The 25804-nt window shown below is 68.6% G+C and carries 22 protein-coding genes and 1 tRNA gene; 11 read left to right on the top strand and 12 right to left on the bottom strand.

What is annotated here, in order from left to right; translation table 11 throughout:
- Positions 1–2: 2 nt before the first annotated feature.
- From ACFO8M_RS13925 to ACFO8M_RS13915, 3 genes are all read right to left on the bottom strand, one after another.
- Positions 3–1790: an alpha/beta hydrolase gene (locus tag ACFO8M_RS13925; RefSeq protein WP_387976158.1), complete on the bottom strand. Its 1788-nt coding sequence runs from the start codon at positions 1788–1790 to the stop codon at positions 3–5.
- Positions 1787–2167: a hypothetical protein gene (locus ACFO8M_RS13920; protein ID WP_387976156.1), complete on the bottom strand. Its 381-nt coding sequence runs from the start codon at positions 2165–2167 to the stop codon at positions 1787–1789. The genes ACFO8M_RS13925 and ACFO8M_RS13920 overlap by 4 nt, the downstream gene beginning before the upstream one ends.
- A gap of 196 nt (positions 2168–2363) precedes the next feature.
- Entirely contained in the window at positions 2364–2822 is a 459-nt protein-coding gene (locus tag ACFO8M_RS13915) for a MarR family winged helix-turn-helix transcriptional regulator (RefSeq protein ID WP_387976153.1), read from the bottom strand.
- A gap of 81 nt (positions 2823–2903) precedes the next feature.
- Here ACFO8M_RS13915 and ACFO8M_RS13910 point away from each other — a divergent pair, with 81 nt between their 5' ends.
- The gene (locus ACFO8M_RS13910; protein ID WP_387976150.1) at positions 2904–3764 is read left to right on the top strand and encodes a dioxygenase family protein; all 861 of its coding nucleotides are present in this window, start codon (positions 2904–2906) and stop codon (positions 3762–3764) included.
- Positions 3765–3878: 114 nt separating this feature from the next.
- Here the strand turns inward: ACFO8M_RS13910 and ACFO8M_RS13905 are convergent, their stop codons facing one another.
- From ACFO8M_RS13905 to ACFO8M_RS13890, 4 genes are all read right to left on the bottom strand, one after another.
- The gene (locus tag ACFO8M_RS13905; protein ID WP_387976147.1) at positions 3879–4574 is read right to left on the bottom strand and encodes a class I SAM-dependent methyltransferase; all 696 of its coding nucleotides are present in this window, start codon (positions 4572–4574) and stop codon (positions 3879–3881) included.
- Between the two features lie 1034 nt (positions 4575–5608).
- Positions 5609–6847 carry an amidohydrolase family protein gene (locus ACFO8M_RS13900; RefSeq protein ID WP_387976144.1) on the bottom strand — a complete coding sequence of 413 codons (1239 nt, stop codon included), beginning with the start codon at positions 6845–6847 and terminating at the stop codon, positions 5609–5611.
- A 10-nt stretch (positions 6848–6857) separates the two neighbouring features.
- Positions 6858–7970, bottom strand: a complete 1113-nt coding sequence (locus tag ACFO8M_RS13895; protein WP_387976141.1) for an adenosine deaminase — start codon at positions 7968–7970, stop codon at positions 6858–6860.
- A 36-nt stretch (positions 7971–8006) separates the two neighbouring features.
- Positions 8007–8672, bottom strand: coding sequence for a DUF4272 domain-containing protein (locus ACFO8M_RS13890; protein ID WP_387976139.1), 666 nt, complete (start codon positions 8670–8672; stop codon positions 8007–8009).
- Positions 8673–9016: 344 nt separating this feature from the next.
- On the opposite strand from ACFO8M_RS13890, the gene ACFO8M_RS13885 reads away from it, so the two are divergent.
- The 3 genes from ACFO8M_RS13885 (at position 9017) to ACFO8M_RS13875 (ending at position 12469) form a co-directional block, all read left to right on the top strand.
- Complete coding sequence (locus tag ACFO8M_RS13885) at positions 9017–10111, top strand: hypothetical protein (RefSeq protein WP_387976136.1); 1095 nt, start codon at positions 9017–9019, stop codon at positions 10109–10111.
- A 211-nt stretch (positions 10112–10322) separates the two neighbouring features.
- The gene (locus ACFO8M_RS13880) at positions 10323–11762 is read left to right on the top strand and encodes a serine/threonine-protein kinase (protein ID WP_387976133.1); all 1440 of its coding nucleotides are present in this window, start codon (positions 10323–10325) and stop codon (positions 11760–11762) included.
- Entirely contained in the window at positions 11717–12469 is a 753-nt protein-coding gene (locus tag ACFO8M_RS13875; protein ID WP_387976130.1) for a ComEA family DNA-binding protein, read from the top strand. The genes ACFO8M_RS13880 and ACFO8M_RS13875 overlap by 46 nt, the downstream gene beginning before the upstream one ends.
- A gap of 77 nt (positions 12470–12546) precedes the next feature.
- Here the strand turns inward: ACFO8M_RS13875 and ACFO8M_RS13870 are convergent, their stop codons facing one another.
- Positions 12547–13269, bottom strand: a complete 723-nt coding sequence (locus ACFO8M_RS13870; RefSeq protein WP_387976127.1) for a hypothetical protein — start codon at positions 13267–13269, stop codon at positions 12547–12549.
- A 317-nt stretch (positions 13270–13586) separates the two neighbouring features.
- Entirely contained in the window at positions 13587–14198 is a 612-nt protein-coding gene (locus ACFO8M_RS13865) for a hypothetical protein (RefSeq protein ID WP_387976125.1), read from the bottom strand.
- 130 nt (positions 14199–14328) lie between these two features.
- On the opposite strand from ACFO8M_RS13865, the gene ACFO8M_RS13860 reads away from it, so the two are divergent.
- Positions 14329–16032: an N-6 DNA methylase gene (locus ACFO8M_RS13860; RefSeq protein ID WP_387976123.1), complete on the top strand. Its 1704-nt coding sequence runs from the start codon at positions 14329–14331 to the stop codon at positions 16030–16032.
- Positions 16033–16225: 193 nt separating this feature from the next.
- Positions 16226–17227, top strand: coding sequence for a hypothetical protein (locus ACFO8M_RS13855; RefSeq protein WP_387976120.1), 1002 nt, complete (start codon positions 16226–16228; stop codon positions 17225–17227).
- Between the two features lie 38 nt (positions 17228–17265).
- On the opposite strand, the gene ACFO8M_RS13850 is transcribed toward ACFO8M_RS13855, so the two are convergent.
- Positions 17266–17342 (bottom strand) — tRNA-Thr (locus ACFO8M_RS13850).
- 137 nt (positions 17343–17479) lie between these two features.
- Here ACFO8M_RS13850 and ACFO8M_RS13845 point away from each other — a divergent pair.
- The 5 genes from ACFO8M_RS13845 to ACFO8M_RS13825 all read left to right on the top strand — a co-directional run bounded on the left by ACFO8M_RS13845 (position 17480) and on the right by ACFO8M_RS13825 (position 21955).
- The gene (locus ACFO8M_RS13845; RefSeq protein ID WP_387976117.1) at positions 17480–18763 is read left to right on the top strand and encodes an RNA-guided endonuclease InsQ/TnpB family protein; all 1284 of its coding nucleotides are present in this window, start codon (positions 17480–17482) and stop codon (positions 18761–18763) included.
- A 320-nt stretch (positions 18764–19083) separates the two neighbouring features.
- Positions 19084–19668 carry a hypothetical protein gene (locus ACFO8M_RS13840; protein ID WP_387976114.1) on the top strand — a complete coding sequence of 195 codons (585 nt, stop codon included), beginning with the start codon at positions 19084–19086 and terminating at the stop codon, positions 19666–19668.
- A gap of 72 nt (positions 19669–19740) precedes the next feature.
- Positions 19741–20349 carry a CDP-alcohol phosphatidyltransferase family protein gene (locus tag ACFO8M_RS13835; protein WP_387976112.1) on the top strand — a complete coding sequence of 203 codons (609 nt, stop codon included), beginning with the start codon at positions 19741–19743 and terminating at the stop codon, positions 20347–20349.
- Positions 20349–21311, top strand: coding sequence for a phosphatidate cytidylyltransferase (locus tag ACFO8M_RS13830; protein WP_387976109.1), 963 nt, complete (start codon positions 20349–20351; stop codon positions 21309–21311). The genes ACFO8M_RS13835 and ACFO8M_RS13830 overlap by 1 nt, the downstream gene beginning before the upstream one ends.
- The gene (locus ACFO8M_RS13825; protein WP_387976107.1) at positions 21308–21955 is read left to right on the top strand and encodes a lysophospholipid acyltransferase family protein; all 648 of its coding nucleotides are present in this window, start codon (positions 21308–21310) and stop codon (positions 21953–21955) included. The genes ACFO8M_RS13830 and ACFO8M_RS13825 overlap by 4 nt, the downstream gene beginning before the upstream one ends.
- A 32-nt stretch (positions 21956–21987) precedes the next feature.
- On the opposite strand, the gene ACFO8M_RS13820 is transcribed toward ACFO8M_RS13825, so the two are convergent.
- A complete protein-coding gene (locus tag ACFO8M_RS13820; RefSeq protein ID WP_387976104.1) occupies positions 21988–24579 on the bottom strand; it encodes an Hsp70 family protein in 2592 nt (863 codons plus the stop codon).
- Between the two features lie 159 nt (positions 24580–24738).
- Positions 24739–25749, bottom strand: coding sequence for a 23S rRNA (guanosine(2251)-2'-O)-methyltransferase RlmB (rlmB, locus tag ACFO8M_RS13815; protein ID WP_387976100.1), 1011 nt, complete (start codon positions 25747–25749; stop codon positions 24739–24741).
- Between the last annotated feature and the right edge of the window lie 55 nt (positions 25750–25804).

Genomic DNA, 25804 nt, shown 5'->3' with positions numbered 1-25804 from the left:
CGTCATCGCTGTCCGGTGGCGATGTCCGCGAGGGTCTCGCGTCCGGCCATGTTGGTGTCGTCCCAGTACGTGCTGTGGTTGTTGGCGTTCCACGCGCCGGTGTCGCTGTGGAAGGTGTTGCCGCCGAAGTCGTCTCCGGCCGGATTGGCTCCGTGGAGGAAGTCCGGTGAGAGCGGGATCGGGTCGAGCGAGTTCGTGGTGGACCACACGTTGTCCTCGTCGACGCCGAGCGCGCTGGCGGTGTCCGTGCCGACGCCCGGGGAGGCGACGAAGACGATGTTGTCCGCGTTGACGCCGTCCTGGGTGGCGGCGTGCCCGATCACGGTGGTGCCGTAGGAGTGTCCGGTGAGCGTGTGGTTGGTGTTCGGCTGCCCGGTGGCGTCGAGGCCCTTGGTGAACTGTTCGAGGTCGTCGCTCGCGTCGTCGGCCCAGCGTTCCTGCATGGCTTCGGGCACGATCGTGTCGGGGGCGTCGAAGCCGAGCCACATGACCGTGGCGTTCGACGCTCCGGGGGCGGCGAGCTGGGCGTCGCTCTGCATGGTGTCGGCCCGGTTGAGGATGCCGGTGGCGGTGCCGAGGCTCGCGGTGGTGCCGGGGACGAACGTGTTCACGTTGTCGGCGGTGTCGGGGTTGCCGACCGAGACGATCGCGCGGCCGCTGTCCTGGGTGCCGAAGCCGAGCAGGTAGTAGGGCTGCTGCGGTTCGGGCCCTTCGGCGAGGGCGGGGGTGCCGTCGTCGTCGGTGATGCGGTCCTGGAGCTTGGCGAGGTCCTTTTCGTCCTGCTTGAGGTCGTCGAGTTCGGCTTTGGCCTGCTCGTACTCCTCGGATTCGGGGTCCATGCCGTGGAGGGCCCGCTCTTTGGCGGCGATCCGGGTGCCGAGGCCGTCGATCTCGCTGTCGAGGAGGGTGCGGTTGGCGGTGTCGCGGGACTCGGTGGGGATGCCGTCGACCGGGCCGACCCATTCGGGGTGCTCCTCGATGAGGGCCTGGCGCTCGGATTCGCTGAGGCCGTCCCACCACTGGTCGACCTGTTCGGGCGACATGCCGGAGGTGCCTTCGGCGATCGCCTCGGCTTCGTTCGCGACCTCTTCGGTGACGCCTTCCTTGTAGTCGTCGACGAGCTCGTCGTAGGCGGCGCCGAGTTGCGGCGGGAGTTCGGTGGGGTTCTCGCGCATTTCGGCGAGGGCCGCGGCGGCCTCGTCGTCGGCGTCGTGGGCGCGGGACATGACGGCGCGGAGCCAGTCCTGGTACTGCCCGGCGAGGCCGATGGCGGTGCCGTAGAGGTCGACGCCGTTGAAGAGGACCTTGATGGTGTCGACGTCCCAGAAGCCGTCGGGTTTCTGCACGCCGCACATGTCGCACAGCCATTGCGGCGGGTTCAGGGTGAGGATCGCCCGGTGGAGGTCTCCGGAGAGGTTGACGTCGTATTCGTGGTGGGGGCCTTCGATGTCGAAGTCGTGCCGCTCGATGAGCGGGACGAGTTCCTTGAGCTCGTTCTGCTCCTTCTCGAACGCGTCGGCGGCTTCGATGAGGGTGGTGGCGATGCGGGTGCTGGCGTAGTCGGCGAGGTCGTCCTCGTAGCGGTCGGCGGTCATGCCGATCTGCTCGCGCACCCGGGTGGCGGTGTCGGATTCGAAGTGCTCGGCGCTGAGGTGGCCGTCGATCACCTCGGTGCGGAGGCGGTCGGTGTGGGCCAGTTGCTGTTCCACATAAGACTTCCAGGTGTCACTGAGGGTGCGGATCGCACCGCAGTCGAGGTCGCGCAGGCGTTCCCAGGTCAGGTCGCTCATGGGCCCTGCCAGTCCGGCCTGGTGTTCGCGTTGGCGTTGGCGCGTTCGGGATAGAGGTCGCCGGCGACCGACGCGAAGGTGCCCGCGTTGTAGTCGTCGACCTCGACGGCTTCCTCGGCGCAGACGGCGAGGTACTCGCCGGTGTTGCCGAGGAGGCTGCAGAAGCCGCTCGCGCGCCGCCCCTGCCACCATTCGCCGGCGGCTTCGAGGGCGGGGCCGAGGGCGGTGTCGGCGTCATTGAGGGGTCCGGCGGCCTCGGTGTTCGCGGTGGCCATATTGGTGGCCTGGAGGTCGACCTCTGCTTCGATCTCGAAGAGGATCTCGACGGATTTGCGGACCTCGTCGGGGTCCATGGCGAAGACGTCAGCGCCGGACATCGGCGACCTCCAGGGGGAGGCCCGGAGGGCATGGGCGCAGGGGGATGTTCTGTGGCGCAAGGGGCATGATTCGAGTCCTCGGGGGGTAGGAACGAAGCTTCCGCTCACTATAACGGACTAAAACCACACGGACTGTGCAAGATATTTCAGAAAGGTCGGTGGGATCCGCGCTCGCCCAGGGGGTCTCGGCTGCCGGTCAGGCCTGGATGCGGGCGAGGATGCGTTCGGACAGCTCGCCGAGTTGGCGCATCTCGTCGCGGGTGAGTTCGTCGAAGACGAAGGCGCGCACCAGCTTCACGTGGCCGGGGGCCGCTTGGGCGAGCTTGTCGCGTCCGCGGTCGGTGAGGGCGGCGAGGGTCGAGCGGCCGTCGGTGGGGCAGGCGTAGCGCCGGATGAGGCCGGCGTTCTCGAGGCGCCGGGCGACGTGCGAGAGCCGCGAGAGCGAGCCGTTGCAGAGGAAGGCGAGGTCGCTCATGCGCATCGTCTGGTCTTCGGTGTGTTCGAGCACCACGAGGACGCTGTACTCGAAGTAGCTGATGTCGGCTTCGTTCCTGACCTGGCCGTCGAGGGCGCTGGGGAGCCGCATGACCACGCGCACGAACGCCAGCCAGGTCGCCATCTCCTCATCGTCCAGCCATGGCGCGTCATCACTCATGCAACAAGCTTAACTTGACTACTTGATGCATCAACGATCCCGAGCTAAATTTGTTGAAGATTCAATGATGCAGGAGTTACCATGTCCGGTCGTCCCGGCGCCGCGTTCGACGCCTTCCTCGAGTCCACCGCGCCCGCCGCGGCCGAGCGCCGCGACTGGACGCCCGAGGACGGCGCCCTGCCGACCCTATATCTCTCCCACGGCGCCCCACCGCTGTTCGACGAGGCCGCGTGGATGCGGCAGCTCTTCGACTGGGCGCAGGGCCTGCCGCGGCCCAAGGGCGTCCTCATCGTCTCGGCCCACTGGGAGGCCGCGCCGCTCATGATCTCCAGCCCCGCGGCCGGGACCCCGCTCGTCTACGACTTCGGGGGCTTCCCCGAGCGGTACTTCAAGATGCAGTACGCGACGCCGGACGCGAGCGCCATGGCGCGGCGGGTGGCCGCGGCGATGCCGGATGCCGAACCGCTGCACCAGCATGCGAGCCGCGGGCTCGACCACGGCGCATGGGTGCCGCTCAAGGTCATGTACCCGGACGCGGACGTGCCGGTGCTGCAGATGTCGATCCCGACGCACGATCCCGACCGGCTCATGGCGATCGGCCGGCGGCTGCGGCCGCTGCGCGAGGAGGGCTACCTCGTCGTGGGCTCGGGCTTCATGACGCACGGGCTGCCGTTCATCGACTTCCACCGCCCCGACCAGATTCCCGGCTGGTCGGCGGACTTCGACGACTGGGTCTCGGACGCCTTGGCGCGCGGGGACATCGAGGAGCTGGCGCGCTACCGCTCGCAGGCGCCGGGGATGCCGTACGCGCACCCCACGGTCGATCACTACGTGCCGCTGTTCGTGACCTACGGGGCCGCGAGCGAGCAGGAGCAGGCGGCGACCACCGTCATCGACGGGTACTGGCTGGGCCTGTCGAAGCGCTCGTTCCAGCTCAACTAGACGTTCGGGTCCTGCCGGGGGGCGGACCCGAATGCGGCGGGCCGGTGATCGTCTCATCTCCGCCCGCTTGCGCCGTCCGCGCCGCTCCCACCTTGCGGCGCGGGCGGCGCGTTCCTATTTGAAGCCGCGGTGCATGGCGACGGCGCCGCCGGCGAGGTTGCGCCAGGCGACCTTGCGGAAGCCGGCCTTGACGATGCGGTCGGCGAGCTCGGCCTGGTCGGGCCAGGCCATCGTCGTGTCGGCGAGGTACTGGTAGGCCTCGGGGTCGGAGGCGACGCGGGCGGCGACCTTCGGGAGCACGTGCTTGACGAACACGCCGTGGGCCTTGCGGTAGGGCTTCCAGACCGGCTTGGAGACCTCGCACAGGACCATGCGGCCGCCGGGGGCGAGGACGCGGCGGATCTCGGTGAGGCAGGCGTCGAGGTCGACGACGTTGCGGATGAAGAAGGAGCCGGTGACGGCGTTGAACGCGTCGTCGGCGAACGGCAGGCGCAGCGCGTCGGCGTTCACGAGCGGGACCTGGCGGTCCTTGTGGTTCTTGAGCATCTCCAGGGAGAAGTCGACGCCGATGACGTCGGCACCGGACTTGGCGAGCTCGGCGGTGGAGATGCCGGTGCCCGCGCCCAGGTCGAGGCAGCGTTCGCCCGGCTGGAGGCTCAGGGCCTCGCGGGTGGCCTTGCGCCAGCGCTTGTCCTGCCCGGCGACCATCACGGTGTTGGTGCGGTCGTAGCCCGGCGCGACCCGGTCGAACATCGCCGCGACGCGGCCGGGTTCTTTACGCGGGGTATTCGCTTCGTTCGCCTCGATCACCTGGACAGCCTTGCACACGGGAAACGGAAAATCCGCCGGAGCCCTGTCGGTGTGGGCCCCGGCGGATCAAGGGGTTATATCGGGCGTGCGCGGGGTAACGCGGCGCGAGCGGCCATGAGGGAGCAGGGTACGGACGCTCGCTCGCCCAGTGAGGAGATTCTGAGGGCGATTCGGAGTTCGGACGGGAGCGACTGGGGCGCACGGGAAGGGGCGGCGGTGTGCTCGAGTGAGCGGTGCATCGGCGCCTCCTGTCCGTCTTCGATTCGATCGGCGCGGACCGGCTGCGATCCCGGCTGTGATCTCGCTGAGAGATCCCCCGAGTGCGGTCTGCGCTACAGGACCACACTGACGCATGAAGGCTGTGATGTCGATCTATGAAACCGAACCGTTATCCCGTGTAACCCTTCCGATAGCAAGGGCGTGCCGGTTGTCACAGAGATCAGTGGGCTCGTATGCGTTGGTCGGGAAACCGCTGGTTCCGCCGTTTTGCACGGCGGTGTCCGTGATGGAAAACGGCGGTGGCGTCCGGGACGAAAAACGGCGGGGCGCGCCTTCGCGCGCCCCGCCTTCTCCAGGGGATACACAGAGAGGCGCTGCCTCTCCGGTGTGGAAAGTCGATCGGCCGGCACTCGGCCTCATTCAGCATCGCGGACGCCGAGCCGATCGACAAGCCTCGAGATCGAAGCGTTATCGATGCAAGGACTTCAGCTCCGGTTCAGGTTCGATTTCGGCCGTCAGCTCCCGTTCACGTTCCCCTTCCGCCTTCAGCTCCGCTTCAGCTTTCCGCGGGCACCGTATTGGCCAGGGGGCCCCAAACGCAACGCGTGGGTAACTCCCGCCCGCCACCTTCAGCTCCGATTCAGGTTCCTTCGGGCACGGTATAGGCCAGGGGACTCCGAACCGAACGCGCGGGTAACTCCCGATCTGATTCCGATTCGCCGTCGGCTTCAGCTTCGCTTCAGGTGGCTTCAGGCCCCCTTCAGGTTCGGCGGGGCACCATCGAGGCACAGCGCTTGCGAGGAGAGGAGGATCGCCTATCGATCGACGAGAACGCCCTTGAGGACCGTGGCGGCGCAGTTGCCGGCGGCGCCGTTCACGAGGGCGGCGTAGGGGTCGCCTTCGGTGTCGACGTTGAAGACCGCGAGGTCGGCGCGGTTGCCGACTTTGATGGCGCCGATGTCGTCGCGACCGAGGGCCTTGGCGCCGCCTTGGGTGGCGGCGCGCACGAGCCATTCGTTGAGGCCTTCGCCCCCGTCGCCTTGGGCGAGTGCGAGTTTGCGGAGCACGGGCCATTCGGCGGCGACGTCGAGGTCGGGGCTGGAGGCCCGCGAGTCGGTACCGACGGCGACGGTGTTGCCTTCGGCGCGGAGGGCGGCGACGGGCGGCTCGCCGGCTTCGAGGCGGGCGTTCGAGCGGGCGCAGAGTGCCACGGCGGTGCCGAGGTTGCGCAGAAGTTCGCGGTCGGTCTTGTCGAGGTGGACGCCGTGCGCGACATGGGAGTCCGCGCCGAGCCAGCCGACCTTCTCCATCTGGGCTGCCGGGGAGTGCCCGGCGCCGCCGTCGGCGAGTTCGAGTTCGAGGCCCGCGCGGCGGTTCATGAACGCGAACGGGCCGGAGCCGCGGCGCACGAACATGTCCTCGTGCATGGTCTCGGCCAGGTGCGGGTGGAGGCGGATGTCGAGAGTGCGCGCGAGTTCGGCGAGGCTCTTGCCGACCTCGGTGCCAAGCGTGTACAGCGTGTGGGGGCTGATGCCGACCGCGATGTCGGAGTTGTTGACGGCGCGGCTGTCGGTGACGATCTCGCGCCAGGCGCTGCGGCGCACTTCCCAGGCGGCGCCGTCGATGAAGCAGGCCTCCCAGTAGGCCACGCCCGCGAGGCGGGAGGCGAAGAGCGGCACGAATCCCGCTGCGGGCGTGACGATGTCGGCCACGGCGGTGACGCCGTGGGCGATGGACTCGTCGATGCCGAGCTGCACTGAGGCCTTCCAGGCGTCATCGGCGGTCGCGGGGTTGCGGCGCGCGAAGTCCTGGATCCACTCGAAGAACTCCTTCTCGTTGCCGTACATGTCGGCGAACGCGGTGTAGCACAAGTGGGTGTGGGCGTTGACGAGCCCGGGGGTGAGCACACCGTCGAAGGCGGTGGTCGTTTCGGCCTCGGGTGCGTCTGCGGCGGGGCCGACGAAGGCGATCCGCCCGTCGTCGACCCCGACCGCGCCCTCGCGGATCGGCTCGTCCGCGACGGGGACGACGACAGGAGCGGTGTAAACGTGCATGAGCACGAGCTTACTCAGTGTTGGCGGACTCCAGCGCGGTGTAGGCCGGGCGAATCACCTCTTCGAGCATGAAGCGACGCTCGGAATAGGGCAGGAACGAGGCCTTCACGGCGTTCTCGGTGCAGCGCTTGACCTCCGCCCAGCCCCAGCCGAACGTCTCCGACAGGAGCTGGAACTCGCGGGAGACGTCGGTGCGGCTCATGAGTCGGTTGTCGTTGTTGACGGTGACGCGGAAGCCGAGGGAGTACAGCACGCTGATCGGGTGCGTCTCAATCGATTCGGCAGCACCGGTCTGGAGGTTGGAGGAGGGGGCGACCTCGAGGGCGATGCGGCGGTCGAGGATGTACTGCGCGAGGTTCGAGAGCTTCGCGAAGTCGCCGGTGATGTCGATGTCCTTGATGAGCTGCACGCCGTGGCCGATGCGGTTGGCGCTGCAGACGGAGACCGCACCCCAGATCGACTCGGGGCCGCAGGACTCGCCCGCGTGGATGGTGAACGGCATGTTCTCGCGGCGCAGGTAGTCGAAGGCCTCGACGTGGTGCTCGGCGGGGTTGCCGATCTCGCCGCCGGCGATGTCGAAACCGACGACGCCCTGGTCGCGGAAGGCGACCGCGAGCTTGGCGATCTCCGTGGTGCGGTGGGCGTGTCGCATCCCGCACAGCAGGGTGCGGACCTGAATGGGGTTGCCGTTCTCGGCGGCGATGCGCTGGCCCTCTTCGAATCCGGCGAGGGTGGCCTCGACGACTTCCTCGAGGCTCAGGCCGCTGAGGAGCTGCTGCTCGGGGGCGTAGCGCAGTTCGGCGTAGACGACGCCGTCGCTCGCGAGGTCCTGGGCCGCTTCGGAGGCGACGCGGAAGCAGTCTTTGGCTCGCTGCATGACGGCGACGGTGTGCGCGAAGGTCTCGAGGTAAAGCTCGAGCGTGCCGGAGTCGGCGGCGTCGAAGAACCAGTTCCTGAGCTCTTCGGGGTTGTCGGTGGGCAGCGTGTGGCCGATCTCGTCGGCGATCTCGATGATGGTCTCGGGCCGCAGGCCGCCGTCGAGGTGCTCGTGGAGCACGACCTTGGGGGCGGTGCGGAGCTGCTCATGGGTGAGCGCGTTGCTGAACGGTGCAGACGAATTCATCCCATGAATATAGTCAGCCCGTTTCGCGAGCCTGCCTCACAATCGGACCTCGTCCCAGTGGACGGGCTTCTCGTCGGCGAAGACGACCGCCCACTCGAGGGCCCAGCGCCGATGCCACACCAGGTTGTCGTCGACGCCGCGCGGCGGGGCCTGCCCGGCGCGGCGGGCCTGGTCGCAGACCCAGTCGAGGCAGTAGTAGAGGTCGAGCATCTCGGCGATGACGGCCGGGTCGCGGGTCGGTGTGAGCTGGCGGTCGCGCCAGGTGCCGAAGGACTCGGGCCGGCGCAGGTCCGGCAGGAGTTCGGGGAGCTCCTCGCTGCAGGGCACGGCGGGGTCGAGGTGGTCCACGAGGCCGAGCAGCCAGGAGACGGTGTACAGGCTTTCGAGCTGGTCGGCGTAGCGCGCCCTTTCGCCTCGGCCGCAGGCGATGAAGCCCCATTCGTCCGGTGAGAGGTGGTCGAGGACGTGCGCGTCGAGGAGCCAGCGCATGGCGAGCTCCTCGGGCATGTCGAAGACGCGGGCCTGGACGATGTTGAGGATCGCGGCGCGGGCCTCGACGTGGCCGCGGGGGCGCATGCGCGGGAGCTGCCCGTTGGGGAAGGGCAGCGGGAACTGCTCGGGGGGCGCGGGTATGCCGAGCGCGCTGAGTCCGTCTACTGTGCGCAGTCGAACGCTTCGCTGGTCTGAGATCGCCGTCGGCATATGGCTCCCTACCACTTGGGGGTTCACCGGAGGGGTGAATGCGCGTTCACTAGGAAGGGTGATTGTGAAGAACTGTAGCGTCCGACACACGCCTCAGTCAACGCGGGCGGAAGAAATCTTTAGGCTTCTATCTACGTGTTACGCAGGTGTTTCACTGCTGCCGCGCGTGAGTCGCAAGTGTCCCTAGGGGCAAAATGAACCGACGGGTAACTACGTTCGTTCGACACCGTTCGACGCTGTTCGAGACCTTCCGACCCAAGCCCGGGCAACCCGGGTCACATCGGGCCGCGTACTGGAGGGCGTCGGGGCCTTCCGGCCCCAAAACGTCGACGAAAGGACCGCTGATGTCGAACGCATTCGGACAGGCCATCGAACTCCGGGCGACACGAAACTTCAAGCGCCGCAGTGCCTTCGCCGCGACCGGTGCACTCCTCGCCGCCGCAGCCGCAGCAGCCGTCCCCTTCCAGGCCGCGCACGCCGCCCCCGCGGGCGACGACGCGTGCGTCCTCCAGGAGCTGCCGATGCCGGAGGACCGCTACTTCAGCCTCGTCACCGCCATGAGCGGCGACGGCGACGTCATCGCCTACCGCGTCTACCCGCCCCAACTGGACGGGCAGGAGCGCGCCACCTACCTCTACGAAGACGGCGAGGCCGTCGAAGTGCCGCTGCCGGGCACCGAGCAGACCCTCTCCGGGGTGAACTCCGACGGCGTCGCGGTCGGCGACGCCTGGGTCGACGGCCTCCTGGTCCCTTATGTCTTCCGCGACGGCGAACTGTGGGAGCTCGGCGTGGAAGGCGGCGGCACGACGACCGGCGTCAACGAGGACGGCGACATCGTCGGCTACTCGGACCAGGAGTACCCGCAACCGGTCGCCTGGCGCGACGGCAGCCTCAAGGCCGAGACGCTGCCACTGCCGAAGGGCGCGGTCTCGGGCGTCGCCTCCTCGATCGACGAGGACGGCACGATCGTCGGCACCTACCACACCGAGGACGGGTTCTCCCGGCCTTACGTGTGGCACCCGGACGGGACGGCCGAAGAACTGCCGATGCCCGAAGGCGCCGACCCGGCCGACCTGTTCCTGACCGCCTCCGACATCGCCGACGGATGGGTCGGCGGCAACATGCGCTCAGCAGGCCTCGAAACCGGCGTCCGCTGGAACCTGGAGGACGGCACCGTCGAAGTCATCGATGTGCCCTTCGTACTCGCGATCAACGAAGAGGGCACCGTGGCCGGTCAAGTGGAGCCGCGCGCGGTCTTCCAGGAGGAGGACGGGAAAGTGGTCGAGCTTCCGGGCCTGGTCGACCCGGCCGACAACTGGTTCGGCGACTACGCCACCGAGATCGACGACGACGGCGAACTGATCGCCGGCCAGGTCTACGCGGGCCAGGACGCCGACGACGTCCACATTCTCAAGGCCGTGGTCTGGACCTGCGACTAGCGGGACGAACCCTCCGATCCGCCGGGCCCTCGCCTCCCCGAGGGCCCGGCCTCGCATTTCGGCTGTGATCGTTCGAATACATTGCAGCCCACCCCGATCAAGCGCGCCTACAAGGAATTCAACGAATAACCTCCCGACCGCGAAGGCCGGACCCCCGCCTCCTCGCGGGTCCGGCCTTCGTTTGCCACGAGACGCCGGGCATGCTTGTAGCGTGAGCACTCCCCAGGTCTTCGGCGACCGGTACCGGCTGGTGCGGCCGGTCGGCGCAGGCGGCATGGGCCGCGTCTGGCAAGGCCTCGACCTCCACCTCGAACGCGAAGTCGCCGTCAAAGTCGTCAAACCCGACCTCCTCGACGGAGCCCAGAAGCACGAGGCCGCCGCCCGCTTCCGCCGCGAAGCCCGCGTCACCGCCCAGATCCAGCACCCCGGCGTCCCCGCGATCTTCGACGCAGGACTCGACGAGGACTCCGGCGAGCTCTACCTCGTCATGGCCTACCTGCCCGGACTCAACCTCCGCGACCTCCTGGACGAGACCGGCGCGCTCCCCGGCGACTGGACCCTCGCCATCGGCGCGCAACTCGCCTCCGTCCTCGCCGCCGCCCACGCGAAACAGGTCGTCCACCGCGACCTCAAGCCCGCCAACATCATCGTCGGCCCCGAAGGACTCGCGCACGTGGTGGACTTCGGCATCGCCGCGATCCTGGAACCCGACGTCTCCCGCCTCACCATGACCGGCGACAAACCCGGCACCCTCAACTACATGGCGCCCGAGCAGATCCGCGCCCAACCCGCCGGACCCGCCGCCGACCTCTACGCCCTCGGCGCCCTTCTCTACGAGATGGCCACGGGCGAAAGGCTGTTCGCCGACCGCGGCTCGGCCTACGAGGTCCAGACCGCCCACCTGAAAGAGCTGCCCGACCCGGTGCGACGCCGCCGCCCCGACCTTCCGTCCGAACTGGACGGACTCGTGTCCCGACTCCTGTCAAAGGAACCCGCCGAACGCGGCTCGGACGCCGCCGCCGTGCACCTCCGGCTCGCCGCCCTCCTCGCCACCGCACCGGCCTCAGGGACGCCCGCGCACGACTGCGGCGACCCGACCTGGCCGTTCCGCGCCCCGCTCGCCCCCGCCCGAGTCGCCGCACAGGCCGCCGCGCAAGGAAAGCGACCGACCGCGCCGGACCGGGCCGAGCGCATCGCCGAGGCTGACCGGGCCTTCGGCATCGGCGACTACAACGGGGCGCTCAGCGCGTTCCGCTCCCTCGCAAAGGATTACGAGAGCCCGGACCCCGCACTGGCGCTGCACTGCCAGATGCGGTCCGCGCAATGCCTTGCGGCCCTTGGGAACACGGCGAGCGCCCTGACTGGGCTCATGAGCGTGATCGAGCGGCAGCGGCGCCTCGAAGGCGAGCGGTCGCGCTCGACGCTGCGCTCGAGGCGGGTGGCGGCGGACATGCTCGCGGCACTCGGCCGGGGCCCGGAGGCCCACCGCGAGTTGTCCACTGTGGTTCACGAGATGGCCGCGGCGCTCGGCCCGGCCGATGCCGATACCATCGAAGCCGAACGGCTGCTGCGGACCTGGACCGCTTCGCCCCACGCAGGTCCCGCGTGGCCGGTGCCGCCCCCCGCCACGCCTGGGAGTCCTCCTCGATGACCGCGCTCGGTCCTTACGCCCCGCCCGTCAACGAAGTCAAAGCCCGAAACCGCCGCCGCCTGGTCCAGATCGGCTCGTACATCTGGGCGTTCGCGCCACTGCTCACCTGCGGGTACGCCGCACCGATCGTGTTCGGGATGGCCTTGGGAAGGCGCCGCGACACGTTGACGCTGGCGGCGCTGATCGTCCACTCGGCCCTGATCCTCGTCGGCTGCTTCGCCGTTTTCGGCTCCGGCGACCCGATACCGACGTGGGCGGTCGCGACCTTCGGCACCACGATGGCCTTGGCCGGGTTCGGCTCCACCGCGCACCTGCTGGTGATCCGGCCCGTGGTGTGGACCCCGCCCGCGAACACAGGAGTGCCGGTCGCCCGACTGTCCAGCATGGAAGTGGTGGACCGGGCGCGACGCCTCCGCGACCAGGCCCGCCGCACCGCCGAAGCGGATCCCATGCTGGCCAAGCGACTCGGCATCGGGCGACCGGACCTGCCGCGCCAGTTCGACGACGGCGGCCTGGTCGACCTCAACCACGCCCCGCTGCAGGTCCTCATGTCCCTCCCCGGCGTGACCGAGCGCAGCGCCAGGCAGATCCAGAGCTGGGTCGAGCAGTCCGGACCGTTCGGCAGCCTCGGCGAGGTCATGCTCGTCATCGAGATCAGCCCGACCTTCGAGCACCACCTGCGCGAGTACTGCGTCTTCATTCCCTAAGGACGGCAAGCGAAAAGCCCCGAGGCGATGCCTCGGGGCCTTGTTGCGCGCGCTACGGGCGCGCTCCAGTCGCGTGGTTACGCGGTGCAGTAGACCGCGGTGGTGCGGCCGAACTGGTCCATGGCCGGGAGGTAGTACGACCAGTCGCCCTCGCACTCGGCGGAGAGCGCCTCAGCGTCGGCGGTGGCCCACTCGGCCGGGTCGACGGTGACGACGTCGATCACGACGGAGTCGACGCCGGCGGCGTCGCACGGGTAGGTGCCGTACAGGTACTGGGTGCTGTCGAAGCACTCGTCAGTGGCGGAGGGGACGACCGGGGTGACGCCCTCGGCGTTGGGCTTGTCGATGGCCTCCATGCAGAACAGGTAGTCGACATTGCCGGTGGTCTGGTCCCAGATCATGTTCCAGTCGGTCCAGGCCTCGCCGGGCACCATCGCGCCGACGCTGTCGCCGCAGATGTCGTAGATGCCCTGCGGGTCGGCGATCTCGCCCTCGCCGGCGGCGGTGAGGCCAGGGTCGGCCTCGATGGCGGTGATCGTCCAGAACGCCTCGGGGGCGTCGCAGTCGACGGCGAACGTCGAGCTGTCTCCGCCGACGGGCGGCTCAGGCAGGCAGTCGCCGCTGGCGGCGTCCGCGGCGGCGTCGAGCTGGCTGGAGCTGACCTCGGTGTCGCTGGTGGTGTCGGACGCGGCTTCCTCGAGGATGCTGCAGCCGGTGAGGGCAACGCTGCCCGCGAGGGCGACGCCGCCGACGGCGAGGAGTCGACGGATGGGGCCGAAGGTCTCGGTGTTGAGGTTCATGAGCTGCTTTCTGTGCGGCACCGCCGATCGGGTGGGGCGGTGATCCTGAATTCAGCGCGACCCTATGGAGGGGTTTCAACTACCGAGGTGTCCGTAGTCGTCACCCGACCGGCGTTCGCGCCGCTGACCTGGCGATTCACACCGTCCGCGAAATCGCGGCACGGCGTTCATGATGAGGATCACGATGGTTGCAATTCGGTCAAGCCGGAAGGAATCCTCATCGGCTGAGCGGATGTGTCGGGAGGCAAAGGAGGACGCGGGTTCCGCCCAATGGTCACCGCGTCCTCCGGCTTGTGGGTGCCGAGCGCCGCGGGCGCTCAGGCGAGCTCGACGAAGTACTGCGTCCCGTCGATGTTCATGAGGTCCTCGAAGTAGAGGACGTACTCTTCAGCGCCCGTGGGCACCTCGACGCAGGCCGAGCCCGTGGAGGTGCCGCCGGCGGAGACGTCCGGGACCAGGGTGATCTGGTCCGAGACCATGTTCGTGCAGTCGATGCTGTCGTAGTAGGTGCCGTCGGCCCACACGCCGAAGGTGACGTCGAGCCACAGCGAGCCGGTGTCGGTGCCGTTGTAGGTGCCGTCCAACGTGATCAGGCTCTGCTGGAACCCTTCGGCGGGAGCGGAGTTGTACTCGTCGTCCGCCAGGATCTCCTCGGTCGCGTCGAGCGTGGCCTTGGAGACCGTCACGGTCCAGTCGCCGACCTCCAGGGTGGAGCCGGCGGCGAGCGGGGCTTCAACGTCGGTGCCGTCGCCCGCGGGGGCCTCTTCCTCTTCAGCGCCTTCTTCCGCGCCGGCCTCTTCGGCGGCGTTCGAGGTGTCGGTCGAACCGGTGTCTTCAGAGCCGCAAGCGGAAAGGGCCGCAAGGGCGATGAGGCCGGCGCCGGAGGCGGCGAGGAAGCGCTTGGAAAACTCGGGGAACTCGATGTTCATGACTTGCCTTCCGTGGGATGGGGTTCGCGATTCATAGCTTGTGAACTTACTTCACGAGCCTAGTAGACTGTGTCAAACCTCAGCAACGCGGGGTGGGTTACGATTCGATAAATCCAGACAGGGGAGCCGCATGACCACCCGTGACGCCAGTTCCGGCGAGACCATCACGCTGACCGACCTCGCCCGACTCGCGGGCGTCGGCCGCAACGCCGTCAGCAACTGGCGCCGCCGCGAACCCGACTTCCCCGCCCCCGTGGACGAATCGACCCGCAGACCCCGCTTCTCCCTGAACGAACTGGAACAGTGGGCCGAACGGCACGGCCGAGCACTGCACGTCAGCGGCGCCGACCGCCTCTGGTTCGCCCTCGCCGGAACCCACCCCACCGCCGAAGCCGCCCTCGGCGCAGTCGCCGCAGCCTTCAGCGGCACCGGCGAACCCGCGATCGCCAAGGAACTCAAGGACTTGCGGGCCGAGACTCCCGCTGCGAAGCTGTTCGAATTCTTCATCGAACGCGCCCGCGAAGCCGCCGGAACCGGCGTCCCCCCGGGCATCGCGCCACTGGCCGACATCGCCGCCGTCGTCACCGAAGGCACCGCGCTGCCGAGCGTCCACGACCCCGCCTGCGACGAAGGCGACCTCCTCGCCGAGGTCGCGCGGCGGACCGGCCGGTGTCGCGTCCTCAGCGGCCAGGACCTCTCCGCACCCCGCGCGGCGATCGCCGAACAGCGCCTCAGGCTCCTCGACGAGGACGCCGAAGTCACTGCACGCGTGGGCGATTCACTCCTGAACCCGGTCCAGGGCGAACGCTACGACCTCGTCGTCTGCGACCCGCCGTTCAACGTCAAGGACGTGGGCACGGGCCAGTACCCGGCCGGCGACGACCCGCGCCTGGCCTACGGCACGCCGCCGCGCACCGAACCCGAACTCGCGTGGGCACTGCACTGCGTCGCACTCCTCGCCCCCGGCGGCCACGCCGTCGTACGCATGCCCGCCCAGGTCGCCCACCGCCGCACCGGCCGACGCATCCGCTCCGAACTGCTCCGCTGGGGCGCACTGCGCGCCGTCGTCGACTCCCCCGAAGCCAAGGCGCACATCTGGATCCTCGCCCCCCGCGGCGAGACGAGCCAGCTGCTGGTCTCCGGCGGCGGCGACTTCGCCGAGGCCTGGCGCACGATCGCCGCCGACCCCGACGCCACGATCGCCACCGCCGACTCGGCCACCGTGCCGCTCATGCGGCTCTGGGACGAGGACGTCGACATCTCCCCCGCCGTCTACCTCGCCAGCGCCACCGGCGACGCCGCGAGCCTGGCCGAAGCCGTCGAGGGCCTGGGCGGCCGCGTCGGCGAGATCGGCCGCCATCCATTGCCGCGCTTCGGAACCGGCGCGGAGGAGAGCACCCCGGAAACGAGCCTCGCGGACCTCGAACGGGACGGGCACCTGATCGTGAACCCCGGCGGGGAAGGAGGCGACCTGCGCTGCGTCATCGTCGACCCCATCGGCGATCCGCCGGTGCGACTGGGATGGCGGGGCGACGCCACCGAGACGCAATGGACCATCACCTGCGAGCCGACCACGGACCTCGGCTGGATCGCCGCCGCACTCGCGGCCCGCCTGCCGACCGCGACCAAACGCACCGCCACCGGTGCCAAGCGCCGCATCCTCTCGGTCAAGATCCCGAGACTGCCGCTCGCCGAACAGCAGCGACGCGGAGCGGCCTTCACGAAACTCGACGACCTCCGCTCAGCCCTCGCCGAAGCGGAGACCCGAGCCGGAACACTCGCGGCCGAGGCCGCGGCGGGCCTGGTCTCGGGGGCGGTGACGGTGGAGGACTAGCTGCGCCGGGCGGAACATAGGGCGTGCCCCTTCCCACCCGCATCCACCTCCGACCAACCGAAGAAATGGGACGACTCTCCCACAAGCGTCCGACACCCACTTGTTCGAATGCGGTGCCGTTCATGCGGGTGGTGCCGATGGCCCGGATGCCTTAGTGTCGGAACGGTTCCCGTCGCCCGACGAAAGCCGCATCATGGACCGCGAAGCGCAGCCCGAACCGCCCGAGTCCGAACCTGAGGCCGGCGCGAATCCCGCCGAGTCCACGCCCGAGTCCACGCCCGAGACCGAAGCCGCCGCGCCTCCGGCGGAACCGCCCGAACCCCCGGTCTCCGGAACGGATCAACCGAAGCCGCGCACGCCCGTGGCGGTCCTCGCCGCGGTCGTGGTGCTGTGGCTCTTCGCGGTCGTGACCGCTTGGACCGCAACGGTGTCCGTGGTGGCGACCTCGTTCGAGGTGACCGCGCGATATTCGGACGCGTGGACGCCGTTGGAGTTCGTCGAGTCGCTGCTCATCCTGGCCGCCGCCGTCGTGTTCGGGTTGCTCGCGATCAAGGTGCGCAGCGGCCGCGACTGGGCGCGGTCGGTCGTGGTCATCGTCAGCGCGATCGCCCTGGCCGCCGCGCTCCTCACCAGAGCCTTCGCGGCCGGAACGGGCGCCGTCGGCACCGCCATGCTCGCGCTGCTGCTCGTGCTTCTGCTGCTGCGGCCCGCGCGGGACTGGTGCGACTGCGACGCCGAACGCCACAGCCCCCGGATCGCCAAAGCGGCGCAGCCGCCGCACCAGGTCGTGTCGGCGCTGCTCGTGCTCTGGACCGCCGTCGGTACCGGGCTCTATCTGGGCTCGGTCGGGATTCTGGCGCAGGCGGGAGATGAGGTGGACCTCGCCTCGGACGGCGCGGCCTGGACCGCCGGTGCGATCTTCGTGCTCGCGATCATCCACGCCGCCTTGAACATCGGCTTCTCATTCCACCGAAACTGGGCCCGCTGGGCCACCGTCGGCCTGGCAGCGGCCTACGCGTTCTGGCTCATCATCGCCGCAACCCGCGACCTCTTCGAAGACGGCACCAGCTCCTGGCCGCTGCTGGTGATCCTCTGCCTCATCCCACTCGCCCTCATCTGGGCAATGGCGGGAGCGGACTCCCGAGAATGGTGCCGCCGAGCCGCCCCGGACGACCAGAACGAAGCCGAGAACTGAACCCGGACAAGAAAAAAGCCCGACCGACGGTCGGGCAATGGAGCCGGTGACAGGACTCGAACCCGCAACCTACTGAATACAAGTCAGCCGCTCTACCAATTAAAGCTACACCGGCTGGTCAGCGCCGGTATCCCGGCGAGCCGAGGCAATCTTACTCGACCGGATTCCAAGTCCCGAAATGACCGAGCTCACATCATCAGTCACTCGATCGTGTGACCAATTTTAGCACGCCTGTCCGATATCATTATCGGCATGCTGTTGCGATACCAATTCCGCGCCTTCCCAGGCGGTCCCGAGCGCGCCCGCGCTGCCCGGACCTTCGGGTGTGCCCGGACGGTTTACAACGACGCAGTAGCCGCGAGACGGGCGGCCTTTGCCGCCGGGTTGCCTTGTCCGTCTTCCGCAAAGCTGCAGAAGCTCCTGATCACCGAAGCTAAGCGGACCCCAGAACGAGCATGGCTGGCCGAGGTCAGCCCGGTACCTCTGCAACAAGCCGTGCGCGACTGCGATCAGGCCTACAGCCGCTTCTTCAAGTGGCTGAAGGAGGGGCGCACCGGCCCCAAGTGGGGACGGCCGAACTTCAAGAAGCGCTCACATCGCCAGTCGGCGCGGTTCAACCGCAATGCCTTCCGGCTGCGAGACAACGGCCGGCTTTATCTCGCCGGCATCGGCGAACTCCGTGTCGCCTGGTCGCGAGAACTCCCTGCGGCTCCGTCGAGCGTCACGCTCATCAAGACGCCAACCGGCAAGTACTTCGCCTCGTTCGTAGTCGAGGTGCCCGGCGAAGCGTTGCCTCCACTCGGGATTGATGACGACACTGGCATTGATGTGGGACTGTCCTGTTTCGCAGTCATGCGCAACGGGAAGCGAATCGAGTCACCGAAGTTCCTCCGCAAGCAGGAGAAGCGGATCGCCAAGGCCCAGCGAGCGCTGAGCCGCAAGCAGAAAGGTTCGAAGAACTGGCACAAGCAGCGGGTGCGAGTCTCACGGCTCTATGAGCGCACTGCCGACCAGCGGCGGGATTTCCTCCACAAGCAGTCCACCGCCATCGTCCGCGAGAACCAAGCGGTCTATGTCGAGGACCTAGATGTGCGGACGATCCTGCAGCGGTTCGGCAGGTTGGCAACCGACCAGGCGCTCGGGGCCTTCCTTCGCATGGTCAAGGAAAAGTGCGCCCGATACGGGCGAGATTTCGTAAAGGTCGACCGATACTTCCCCTCGACCCAGATGTGCTCGGCCTGCCGGTCACTCACCGGCCCGAAGGGCAAGGCCGGCCTGAACAAACGCAAGTGGACCTGTTCGGCGCCCGGGTGCGGCGTCACCCATGATCGAGATGAGAATGCTGAAGTAAATCTTCGTGCCTATGGGCGCGAAGTGCTCGCCGCAGGACGGAAAGGCTCGGCTCCGGCCGGACCAGGCGGAGAGTCGAAACGACTGTGGAGTGCCGAGAAGACCTGGGATACCGGGCACGGCGCGGAAACCCGATCGCCGGGAGGCGAACGGCAAGAAGCAGTAACCACCGCTGCTGCGAAGTAAGCGGCCATGCGGGCCAGCGCCCGCAAGGAGGCCCCGGCACGATCGGGGGGACGTCAAAAGTGCGCCGCTCTGCTTGGCCTTCTCCGGTTCGATCGGGGAGGACGTCAAAAATCAGCTGCTCTGCCTGGTCCCCTCCGGCCTGATCGGGGAGGACGTCAAAAGGCGGGTGCTTTGCCGCGGCCCGGTGGTCCGTTTTTGGTGGAAACCTAGAAAATTGCGGGGTGGAAGCGGGCAGTGAGCGAGGTGTTGTTGTGGGGAACCTACAACGATGGCACGAATTTGGTAATGGAGCGGTTGCCTAGGGTTGCGACACTGGTTGCATGAACAACGCACCGCAGAACACCGCTTCAAGCCGCAGAGGCTCGGCCATTGCCTGGGGGCTCGCCCCGGTCGCCTGGATCCTGGCACTCGTCCTCTGGCCCTGGCTCTCTGAATCCGGCACCGTGGCGATCGTGATGTTCGTCGTGCTGCTGGCGCTGCCCGCGCCGTGGCTGCTGTGGGCGTCGTGGCGGATGCCGCGGCCCCGCGTCGACACGTACCTGGCCGAGGGCGGCGCGCTGCTGACGATGCTCGTCTCGGTGTACATCGCAGTCCTCGTGTACATGATCGCCAACGAGGGGCCTGCGCCGATTGAGCTCATGCTCATCTTCTTCGCCGCCGCTGCGGTGCTCATCGCCGCGGCCTGGCCGCTGCCGGGGCGGCGGATCGCTTACGGGGCCGCCGCTTTGGCGTGCGTGATCCTCGGGATCGGGCTTCGGGTGCTCTACTCAGACACCTCGTATTACCCGGGCATCGACTTCGTGACGAAGGACGAGCTGTTCGCGTACGCCTTCCTCGGCCTGCCCGCGCTCGGCGCGCTGCTCCAGGTCGCCTGGTGGCTGCGCCGCAAATCCCGCGCCGCCTGAACGAGCCGACGTTCGGAGGCCGCGGCCTCCGCCTGATCTCAAGCCCCTTCACCCTTCGAGAAAGGCCCCTTCATGCCCTCCGTGTACCAGTTGAAACCGGCGTTCCAGCGAACGCTGCGGCCCGCAGTCGGCCGGCTCGCCGCGGTCGGTGTCACCGCGAACGCGGTCACCGTGGCCGCCGCGGTGCTGTCCATCGGTGTCGGCGCGGTCGTCGCGGTCTGGCCCGATCGGGCCTGGCCGTTGGTCGCGGTGCCGGTGCTGCTGCTCGTTCGCATGGCGCTCAATGCGATAGACGGGATGCTCGCCCGTGAGCACGACCAGCGGTCGAGGCTCGGCGCGGTCCTGAATGAACTCGGCGACGTGGTCTCGGACGCGGCGCTGTATCTGCCGTTCGCGTTCGTCGCCGGCTTCGAACCGGCGTTGGTGGTCGCGGTCGTGGTGCTGGCGGTGATTGGCGAGATGACCGGTGTCATCGGCGTCCAGATCGGGGCGTCGCGGCGGTACGAGGGCCCGATGGGCAAGAGCGACAGGGCGGTCGTGTTCGGCGTGCTCGCGCTGTGGGCGGCGTTCGGGAGCCCGGTCGGGTGGATCGGGACGGCCGTGCTCGCGGTCGCGGCGGTCCTGCTCGTGCTCACGGTCGTCAATCGCGCCCGCGCGGCGCTCAAGGAAGGGGCGGCGTGATGAGTTTCGGATTCCAACCGGTCGTCGCGACCGCGCTCGCGGGCATCGCGGGCATCCTCATCGTTGCGAGCGTGCTGATCGCGTTGCTGCGCAATAAGCTTCCGGAGGCTCTGAAGATCGAGCTGGTGCAGCGGGTCAAGTCGTGGTGGGTGATGGCGGCGGTGTTCGCCGTCGCGATCCTGGTCGGCGATGTCGTGTCGCTGGTGTTCTTCGCGCTGCTGTCGTTCCTGGCGCTCAAGGAGTACCTGTCGCTGATTCCGACACGGCGGGCCGACCGGCGGGTGATCTTCTGGGCCTATCTGGCGATCCCGTTGCAGTTCATCGTGATCGGGTTCGGCTGGTACGGCGTGTTCATCATCTTCGTGCCGGTGTACGTGTTCCTGCTCCTGCCGTTCCGCATGGTGCTGGCCGGGGAGACCCAGAACTTCGTCCGCGCCGTCGGCACCCTCCAGTGGGGACTGATGGCGATGGTGTTCGCGATCGGGCACCTCGCGTACCTGCTGGTGCTCCCCGACGAGATCAACCCGGGCGTCGGCTCGGTCGGCCTCGTCCTGTACCTGGTGTTCTTGACGCAGTTCAACGACGTGAGCCAGTTCGTGTGGGGCAAGCTCCTCGGCAAGCGGAAGGTGGTGCCGTCGGTGAGCCCGGGCAAGACCGTCGCGGGCCTTGTCGGCGGTGTGGCGACCACTGTGGTCCTCGCTTGGACGCTGGGGCCTTGGTTGACGCCGATGACCTGGTGGCAGTCGCTCATCGCCGGCGGCATCATCGGGGTCGCGGGCTTCGCCGGCGACGTGACGATCTCGGCGCTCAAGCGGGACCTCGGCGTGAAGGACACCGGGAGCCTGCTGCCGGGCCACGGCGGCATGCTCGACCGGGTCGACAGCCTGATCTTCACGGCGCCGCTGTTCTTCCACTACATGTGGTTCCTGTACTACTCGCCGACCGCGCAGGGGCTGTTGTGAACGCGCTCAACAAGGTCCTGCGGCTGGGGTTCTTCGCCGTGATCGTGCGGACCGTGGTGCTGCTGGTGATCGGGCTGAACGTGCGCCACCGCGAGCGGCTGCCCGTCGCCGGGCCGGCCGTGATCGCGGGGAACCACAACAGCCATCTGGACACGATGGTGATGATGAGCCTCATGCCGTTGCGGTCGCTCGCGAAAGTGCGGCCGGTGGCGGCGGCGGACTACTTCCTGCGCAACGGGTTCCTGGCGTGGTTCTCGCTGCGGATCATCGGGATCGTGCCGATCGCGAGGCAGCGTGCGGAGGGCGCCGATCCGCTGGCCGAATGCCGGGCGGCGCTGGGGCGCGGGGAGATCCTGATCTTCTTCCCGGAGGGTTCGCGCGGCGAACCGGAGCGGTTGGCGCGGTTCAGGGGCGGGATCGCGAAGCTCGCGGTCGCGTGCCCCGAGGTGCCGGTCGTGCCGGTGTACACGCACGGCCTGGGGAAGGCGCTGCCGAAGGGCGAGGCGCTGCTGGTGCCGTTCTTCGCAGACGTGTTCGTCGGGGAGCCGTTGCGGGGCAGCGATGTCGAGGGCGAGTTCCTCGCGGCGCTGCGGGACCGGATGGAGGCGCTGCGTGGCGAGGGCGTGTTCGCGCCTTGGGAGTGAGTTCGGGGCCGCTCAGCGGGCGGCCCCGTTCCCTAAGCGTCCCTGAAGGAGTAGATCTGCATACCGCCGGGAGTCAGGCAGGCCAGGCGTGTTTCGGTGGCGTCGCAGCTGAAGACCTCGAGGCCGATGCTCAACGAGGTGCGCTTCCCGTCGCGGCCGAGGCCGATCACGTTGCCGGTGCTCGCGCTGAAGGCGGAGGGCGCCGGCCAGGTGATGGCGCTGCCGCCGTCGACCGCGTGGAAGGGGGCGTCCCCCAGGCTGTTGCCGACGGTGTCGAAGCCATTGTCGTAGATCTGGGTGTGCACCTCGTCGCCCTCGTAGTACTCGACCATGAGGCGGTCGCCCAGCGGTTCCATGTAGCGGTACTCGAGGTCGTCGAAGACGTGCACGACCTCCTTCTCCTCGGCGTCGTAGATCCGCCAGGTGTAGACGTCCGTCTCGCCTTCCACCGGCTCGCGCACACAGATCGAGGTCTCGCTGCAGTAGCGCACCTTGTCCGGTGCCGCCGTGTCGGACTCGATGACCTCATTGTCGAGAAGGGACAATCCGTCTTCGAGGTCGTAGGCGTTGAGCTCGTATCCGGTCTCCTTGTCGACGACCACGTACAGCAGGTTGTCCCAGCCGAAGTACAGGTCGTCGACCTTCTCGATCTCCTTCTCCGCCACCAAGTCGCCCGACTCGAGTTCGTAGACGTGCACCACGTTGTCGCTCGTGACGGCCCAAGCGCGGCCGTTGCCGTTGGCGAGCAGGGACGGTTCCTTGAGGTCTTCGGGGGTGCCGACGAGGTTCCAGCCGGACAGGGTGACGCTTTCGTCGACGTTCCCGACGGGCCACGTCGCGACGGACTCGCCGTCGCCGTCGTAGACGTCGAAGACGTTGCCGCCCAAGGGGGCGATCACGAGGTGGTCGCCCGAGCGGGCGGCCGTGCGGTCCGGGCTGTCGACCGTATTGCGGATCTCGCCGTCCTTCCAGTCGAGGAAGTAGAAGCGGTACTGGGTCTCGCCGCCGCTCTCCACCTCCTGGGAGAAGGCCACGAGGTCCTCGGAGACGTAGAAGTTCTCGTCCCAGCCCGCGCCCGTCATGACCGTGTCGGCGTCCCACAGCGGATCGCCGGTCTCCGTGTCGACGGCGCGCAGGTGGAGCTCTTCGCCGGACGCGTCGCTCGAGGCGGTGGTGTAGGCGAACAGGGTCTTGTCGCCCCAGGCGCGGACCTCGTAGATCCCGTCGTTGCCTTCGGCCGCAAAGGCGATGGTCTCGCCGACCGGCTTCAGCTCCTCGTCGAACGGCTTCTGCTTGTACGGGTTCGTCAGCCACCACCAGCCGATGGGCAGCACGATCGCGAGCACCGCGACGACCGCGGCGATGGCGATCCACTTCGGAGGAATCTTCCGCTTCGGCTTCTCAGGGCTGTTGCGCCGCAGCATGACCGTCTCGTCCGTGCCCGGCGTGACCGGCGGCAGGCTGCCCGACCGGACCGGCGGCGAGGTGTGCGGGGACGTCGGCGACTGCACCGGCGGGGAGGGCACCTGGGCCGGAGGCGTCACCGGCGCGGGACCCGCCAGCGCGAGGGCCGCGCCTTCGCTGACGGGCAGTTCGGGCTGTTCGAGGACTGTGGGTGCGATCCCGAGTCCTTCGTGGAGCATCTTGGACACCATGGGCATTCGGCTGGAGCCGCCCACGAGGAACAGGCCCGCGAGGTGTTCGGGGCGGCGGCCGGTGAGGCCGAGGACGCGTTGGGTCTCGCCGACGGCGCGGGAGAGGAGGGGGCGGGAGATCTGGTCGAGTTCGCCGCGGGTGAGGTGGAGCGACTGGGCCATGTCGGGGACGGTGACGGGTGCGACGGAGGAGCGCGACAGCATTTCCTTCGCGGCGCGCACTTCTTCCCAGAGTTCGCGGCGGTTGCGCAGTTCGCTGGCGCCGGTGGGGTTTTCGAGGCGCTTCCAGATTTCGGGCTCGCGCTGCTTCACGGTCTCGCCGATGTGTTCGACGAGTGCCGCGTCGAAGTCGAGGCCGCCGAGGTCGGGCAGGCCGCCGTCGGCGAGGACGCCGAAGGAGCCGTCTTGGCGGCGTTCGAGGACCGCGATGTCGAGGGTGCCGCCGCCGAAGTCGAAGACGGCGAGGGCTTGGCCCGGTTGGAGCGGGTGGGACAGGCGTGTCGTGTAGTAGTGCGCTGCCGCAACGGGTTCGGTGAGGATCTTGACGGGCCGGTATCCCGCTTGGGCGGCGGCGTCGTGGAGTGCGCCGCGCCGCTGTTCACTCCATGCCGCCGGGCAGGTCAGGACTGCGTTCGGGAGGTGGCCGACGGCTTCGACGGCGGTGCGGGCGACGCGTCCGAGGATTGCGGCGAGTGCGCCGGTGACCGGGACTTCGCGGTCGCCGAGGAGGATGGTGCGGTCGCTGATGCGCTGCTTGGGGTTCGGTTCGAAGCGTTCGGGTGCGGTGAGCGCGAGGCGCTCGGCGTCGCGGCCGGTGTGGAAGTTCCCGGCCTGGTCGAGGAACACTGCGGAGGACATCACCGGGGAGCCGTCGAACAGGAGCGGCCGCGTGCGGCCGTCGGGCCACACCAGCACCGCCACGGTGTGGGAGGTGCCGAGGTCGACGCTCAGGAGGTATTCAGCCGGCATGTGGGTGCAGCTCCGGGGGCGCTAGGGCGTGCAGGGTCGTTCCAGGTTAGTCCGATGCGGCGAGTGGCGCGGTCACGGGATGACCCGTTGTGGTCGAAAGCGGGCGGGCCGCGACCGGGTGGGGTCGCGGCCCGCTCTTGACGTTCGGGTACTGGGGTTTCAGCGGCGTTGGCGCTGGACTTCGGCGAGGGTGATCGAGGCCGCGACTGAGGCGTTGAGGGATTCGACTTCGCCGGCGATCGGGATGCTCGCGATGTGGTCGCAGGTCTCGGCGACGAGCCGGGAGACGCCCTTGCCTTCGTCGCCGACGACGATGAGGAGCGGGTCGGTGGCGACTGGCAGGTCGAACACGTCGATGTCGCCGCCGCCGTCGAGGGCGACGGTCATGAACCCGGCTTTCTGGCAGGCCTGGATGGTGCGGGTGAGGTTGACGACCTTCGCGACGGGCAGGCGTGCGGCGGCGCCGGCGCTGGTGCGCCAGGCGACGGCGGTCACGGAGGCGGCGCGTTTGGACGGGATGATCAGGCCGTGGCCGCCGAAGGCGGCGGCGGAGCGGATGATCGCGCCGAGGTTGCGCGGGTCGGTGACGCCGTCGAGGGCGATCAGGAGCGGCGCGGTGCCGGAGGTGGTGCTGATGTGCAGCAGGTCTTCGAACTCGCTGTATTGGAACGGTTCGATCTGGAGGCCGATGCCCTGGTGGAGGGCGTTGTTCGTGCGGCGGTCGAGTTCGCGGCGGGCGAGTTCCTTGATGGGGAGGTCGCGGTTGCCGGCGAGGCGCACGGATTCGGCGACGCGGTCGTCGAGTTCGGTGCCGAAGGCCACGTAGAGGGCGGTGGCGGGGACTTTGGCGCGGAGGGCTTCCAGGACCGGGTTGCGGCCGAGGATGAGTTCGGGTTCGTCGTCGCGGCGGCGGCGGATGGCGCCGGAGGGCTTGGCTTTGCCGATGTTGGTGGTGCGGCCTTCGGAGGCGGCTTTGGCGCGTTCCTTGGACTGCTTCCACTGGGTCTTGCGGGGCTTGTCGTCGCCTTGGTACTCCTTGTGCCAGGGGCGGTCCTCGGCTTTCAGGGTGCGGCCGTGGCCGGCCAGGCCCTTCTTGCCGCCGCCGGAGCCGATCTTGGGTCCGGCTTTGGAGGTCTTGCGGCGGTTCGGGTGTCCACCCTTGGTGCTCATCGGTCTCGGTTCCCCAGGTCTCGGTCGTTGCTGGCGGCGGCTCGGCCCGACCTGC

Source organism: Glycomyces rhizosphaerae (assembly GCF_042647865.1).
Classification (GTDB): domain Bacteria; phylum Actinomycetota; class Actinomycetes; order Mycobacteriales; family Micromonosporaceae; genus Glycomyces; species Glycomyces rhizosphaerae.
This window is presented reverse-complemented; position numbering and strand designations above follow the sequence as displayed.

What these genes read in the sequence shown, in the direction of transcription:
- ACFO8M_RS13835 (WP_387976112.1), top strand. Translation starts at nt 19,741, where the DNA reads ATGCCCTCCGTGTACCAGTTGAAACCGGCGTTCCAGCGAACGCTGCGG.
- ACFO8M_RS13920 (WP_387976156.1), bottom strand. Translation starts at nt 2,167, where the DNA reads ATGTCCGGCGCTGACGTCTTCGCCATGGACCCCGACGAGGTCCGCAAA.
- ACFO8M_RS13885 (WP_387976136.1), top strand. Translation starts at nt 9,017, where the DNA reads ATGTCGAACGCATTCGGACAGGCCATCGAACTCCGGGCGACACGAAAC.
- ACFO8M_RS13915 (WP_387976153.1), bottom strand. Translation starts at nt 2,822, where the DNA reads ATGAGTGATGACGCGCCATGGCTGGACGATGAGGAGATGGCGACCTGG.
- ACFO8M_RS13820 (WP_387976104.1), bottom strand. Translation starts at nt 24,579, where the DNA reads ATGCCGGCTGAATACCTCCTGAGCGTCGACCTCGGCACCTCCCACACC.
- ACFO8M_RS13895 (WP_387976141.1), bottom strand. Translation starts at nt 7,970, where the DNA reads ATGAATTCGTCTGCACCGTTCAGCAACGCGCTCACCCATGAGCAGCTC.
- rlmB (WP_387976100.1), bottom strand. Translation starts at nt 25,749, where the DNA reads ATGAGCACCAAGGGTGGACACCCGAACCGCCGCAAGACCTCCAAAGCC.
- ACFO8M_RS13855 (WP_387976120.1), top strand. Translation starts at nt 16,226, where the DNA reads ATGGACCGCGAAGCGCAGCCCGAACCGCCCGAGTCCGAACCTGAGGCC.
- ACFO8M_RS13925 (WP_387976158.1), bottom strand. Translation starts at nt 1,790, where the DNA reads ATGAGCGACCTGACCTGGGAACGCCTGCGCGACCTCGACTGCGGTGCG.
- ACFO8M_RS13830 (WP_387976109.1), top strand. Translation starts at nt 20,349, where the DNA reads ATGAGTTTCGGATTCCAACCGGTCGTCGCGACCGCGCTCGCGGGCATC.
- ACFO8M_RS13910 (WP_387976150.1), top strand. Translation starts at nt 2,904, where the DNA reads ATGTCCGGTCGTCCCGGCGCCGCGTTCGACGCCTTCCTCGAGTCCACC.
- ACFO8M_RS13860 (WP_387976123.1), top strand. Translation starts at nt 14,329, where the DNA reads ATGACCACCCGTGACGCCAGTTCCGGCGAGACCATCACGCTGACCGAC.
- ACFO8M_RS13900 (WP_387976144.1), bottom strand. Translation starts at nt 6,847, where the DNA reads ATGCACGTTTACACCGCTCCTGTCGTCGTCCCCGTCGCGGACGAGCCG.
- ACFO8M_RS13890 (WP_387976139.1), bottom strand. Translation starts at nt 8,672, where the DNA reads ATGCCGACGGCGATCTCAGACCAGCGAAGCGTTCGACTGCGCACAGTA.
- ACFO8M_RS13870 (WP_387976127.1), bottom strand. Translation starts at nt 13,269, where the DNA reads ATGAACCTCAACACCGAGACCTTCGGCCCCATCCGTCGACTCCTCGCC.
- ACFO8M_RS13845 (WP_387976117.1), top strand. Translation starts at nt 17,480, where the DNA reads ATGCTGTTGCGATACCAATTCCGCGCCTTCCCAGGCGGTCCCGAGCGC.
- ACFO8M_RS13865 (WP_387976125.1), bottom strand. Translation starts at nt 14,198, where the DNA reads ATGAACATCGAGTTCCCCGAGTTTTCCAAGCGCTTCCTCGCCGCCTCC.
- ACFO8M_RS13840 (WP_387976114.1), top strand. Translation starts at nt 19,084, where the DNA reads ATGAACAACGCACCGCAGAACACCGCTTCAAGCCGCAGAGGCTCGGCC.